Origin of the sequence: Aeromicrobium sp., from assembly GCF_036676885.1 — a bacterium.
In the GTDB taxonomy this organism is placed as follows: domain Bacteria; phylum Actinomycetota; class Actinomycetes; order Propionibacteriales; family Nocardioidaceae; genus Aeromicrobium.
Window position 1 is genome coordinate 1 of record NZ_JAKFCB010000039.1, and the last position, 2044, is coordinate 2044.

The 2044-nt window shown below is 68.9% G+C and carries 2 protein-coding genes; both read right to left on the minus strand.

The window, feature by feature from the left end; all coding sequences use genetic code 11:
- A partial coding sequence (gene hflX / locus V6M46_RS02070) for a GTPase HflX (protein ID WP_332662079.1) occupies window positions 1–1271 on the minus strand: 1271 nt, incomplete at its 3' end.
- Window positions 1268–2044: diaminopimelate epimerase (dapF, locus tag V6M46_RS02075; RefSeq protein ID WP_332662080.1), on the minus strand; the 777-nt coding region annotated here is incomplete at its 5' end. The genes hflX and dapF, both read right to left, overlap by 4 nt.

A 2044-nucleotide genomic window follows, 5' to 3' on the forward strand; every position in this document is an offset into this window, starting at 1 on the left:
GCGTAGGGCAGCAGCACGTCGACGTGGGTCGCGGGCTGTGGCAGGTCGGCCTCGATCGCGCTGAGCAGCTCGTCGATGCCCTCGCCGGTGCGTGCGCTGACCACGACCGCGTGGGGCTCGCGGGCGAGCAGGTTCTTGATGACGAGCGGATCGGCGGCGTCGGCCTTGTTGATCACGATGATCTCGGGGACGTCGAGGGCGTCGACGTCGGCGAGCACACTGCGTACGGCGGCGATCTGGCCCTCGGGGTCAGGGTCCGAGCCGTCGACGACGTGCAGGATCAGGTCGGACTCGGCGATCTCCTCCAGCGTCGAGCGGAACGCCTCGACGAGCTGGTGGGGCAGGTTGCGGACCAGGCCGACCGTGTCGGACATCGTGTAGATGCGGCCGTCGGAGGTCTGCGTACGCCTGGTGGTCGGGTCGAGCGTGGCGAACAGCGCATCCTCGACCAGCACCCCGGCATCGGTGAGCCGGTTGAGCAGGCTGGACTTGCCGGCGTTGGTGTAGCCCGCGATCGACACCGAAGGAATGTCGTGCCGGCGCCGGTTGGCCTTCTTGGTCTCGCGGGCCTTGCCGAGGTCCTTGAGCTCACGTCGCAGCTTGGTCATCTTCATCTGGATGCGACGGCGATCGGTCTCGAGCTTGGTCTCACCGGGGCCGCGGCCACCGATGCCCTCGCCGCCGGCGGCCTGGCCACCGGCCTGGCGGGACAGGTTGCCACCCCAGCCGCGGAGGCGCTGGGTCTGGTACTGGAGCTGGGCGAGCTCGACCTGCGCCTTGCCCTCCTTGGACTTGGCGTGCTGGGCGAAGATGTCGAGGATCAGCGCGGTGCGGTCGACGACCTTGACCTTGCAGCGATCCTCGAGGTTGCGCAGCTGGCTCGGCGCCAGCGCACCGTCACAGATGATCGTGTCGGCGCCGGTCGCCTCGACCGCGGCTCGCAGGTCATCGACCTTGCCCGTGCCGATGTAGGTCGCCGGATCAGGCTTCTGGCGTCGCTGGATCAGCGCGTCGAGCACCTCGGAGCCGGCGGTCTCGGCGAGCAGCTTGAGCTCGGCCATCGAGTTGTCGGCATCTTGCGAGGTGCCCTCGGTCCATACGCCGACGAGGACGACGCGCTCCAGGCGGAGCTGGCGATACTCGACTTCGGTGATGTCCTCGAGCTCGGTACGGAGGTTGGCCACTCGCCTCAGCGAGTTGCGCTCCTCGAGCTCCAGGCCTTCGGTGCCGAGGTCCTTCGTGCGGTCAGCGCCAGTCGAGATGTCGGTCATGCAATCCAATCCATGGTGCCCCGCGCGACGATCTCGGCGGGGCCGGTGAGCACGATGTGGTTGTCGGCGTTCCAGCTGACGTGCAGGGTGCCACCGGGCACGTCGACCCGGTAGGTGGTGGGTCGATCGACGCCGTCGGCAACCGCGGCCGCCACGGCGACGGCGCAGGCGCCGGTGCCGCAGGAACGCGTCTCCCCCGAGCCTCGCTCGTGCACACGCATCGCAACGTGGCGCTCGCCCTCGCGGACGACGAACTCGATGTTGACGCCTTCGGGATAGACCGACTCGTCGTAGTCGGGCTGCGTCAGCAGGCTGCCGGCGTCGCCCAGCTGGTCGACGAAGGCGACGGCATGGGGGTTACCAGTTCTAACATCCTGCGCTTCCCAGGTGTTCCCGTCAGCGCTGACCTTGGAGACGCCCAGCACCTCAGGCGTGCCCATGTCGACGCTGAACAGTGCCGCTTGTCCTGAGCCTGTCGAAGGGTCGATCGTGATGGTCTTGTCGCCACCACGCGTGCCGATCACGATCGGCTCGGCGGGGTCGACGAGGCCCTCCTGCACGAGGTGGAGCGCGAACACCCGGATGCCGTTGCCGCACATCTCGCTGACCGAGCCGTCGGCGTTGCGGTAGTCCATGAACCACTCGCCGGTCGAGGGCTCGCCGAGCGCGGCCGTGCGGATCACGCGCATGACGCCGTCGGCGCCGATGCCGCGCCGGCGGTCGCAGAGGGCGGCCACGAAGGCACCCTCCAGCTCGCCGTGGATCGTGCCGTC